Here is a 1,414-nt window from a genome sequence, read left to right on the forward strand (position 1 = left end):
TTCTATATTACACCTCTATAGGCTAATCGTCAACAACTTTTATTCAATTAATAATAAAATAATAAAAAGGACAGCTCATTACATACAAGGCGTCCTTTTTATTACACATTATATACATACACTTATAAACTTTAACACTCTTCATTCTCTTTAATGCTTCGATCTCCTGACATAAATAAATCAATTAATTTACGTTTATCCGCCCATATCACTCCAAATAAGACTAAGCCACCGCCTATTACTATTCTCCACGTTAAAGATTCATTTAATAGAACAATTGAAGCAACAATACTTATTAACGGTAATGCATTTAAATATAATCCACTTACTGATGCGGAAACTCTCTCTAGTGCTTTATTCCAAAACCAATATGCTAGAATTGTCGCTCCAATAACAAGATACATCACACTAAATCCCGTCTTCCATGTTTCCATCTTTGGGAAGCCGTAGTAAATAGTTTCTACCATTGCAAATGGTAATAGAATAACAGCTCCTATAATTAAAGTTAATGTTGTAAAAACCTTGTTTGATAGATACTGTTCCTGTTTTGGCTGTTTTAACAATACTGTATAGAAAGCAAATAAGAAAGTGCTTAATAAAATAAGGATATCTCCTATTAAAGACACCTCTTGATCGACATTGTTAGATGGAATTGTAATAAGAAGTACCCCTATAACCCCTAATATAATACCGATCCAATAATTCAGCTGAATTTTCTCTTTCAAAAAGAACGCCGAAAAAAGAATTGTAACTAATGGTAACGCAGCATCTATGATACTAACATGTAATCCACTTGTTAAAGAAATGCCGTATGATGTGAACATAAAGTACCCAGCTACACCAGTAAAAGATAGCAAACTCATTCTTTTCCATGGAATATGTTTATGTACAATCGCTTTTTGTAGTTCGTTAAATGAGAAAAGCATACAAATTCCACCCGCAAAGAAAAGGCGGATAAACAGCAACGTAAATGGTTGAATGGATTCTAACGCCCATTTCGTTGGTGCAATTGCCGTTCCCCATAGTATAACAGCCACTAATAACATGCATATTTCCTTCACAATCCCCCACACCCATCAAAAAATATATGTTAACTACCTTAATTATAGAGTTTTTCTTATGTAAAATCCTTTAAAAACACAAAAGGTTATGTGAAAAAGAGCTAGATAGCTATTTTTCACATAACCTTTTCATATAAAAGCTAAAATATTCTTAGTCATTCTACAACTTAATTAATATAAAAAGGTAATTCTTACCTTGAACTAACATTTAAACGTATTACTTTATAACCTTTTTGTCACCTGATCATCCAATTTTTTAAAAATAGTTTCTATTTCATTCCCTTTTCTTCTTTAGCGTTATTAAATGTATGGATTATGACATTTGGTAAATAGAAATAAACACAAAAAAACCT

Annotated in this window: 1 protein-coding gene; it reads right to left on the bottom strand. The window is 31.3% G+C overall.

Features of this window, described 5'->3' with window-relative positions; genetic code table 11:
- Positions 1–131: 131 nt before the first annotated feature.
- A complete protein-coding gene (locus tag COC96_RS26960; protein ID WP_098269831.1) occupies positions 132–1,046 on the bottom strand; it encodes a DMT family transporter in 915 nt (304 codons plus the stop codon).
- Between the last annotated feature and the right edge of the window lie 368 nt (positions 1,047–1,414).

The sequence above is a fragment of the Bacillus cereus genome (assembly GCF_002577405.1).
Taxonomy (GTDB): domain Bacteria; phylum Bacillota; class Bacilli; order Bacillales; family Bacillaceae_G; genus Bacillus_A; species Bacillus_A cereus_AU.

Coding starts and splice junctions, on each gene's coding strand:
- COC96_RS26960 (WP_098269831.1), bottom strand. CDS start 1,046: ATGTTATTAGTGGCTGTTATACTATGGGGAACGGCAATTGCACCAACG.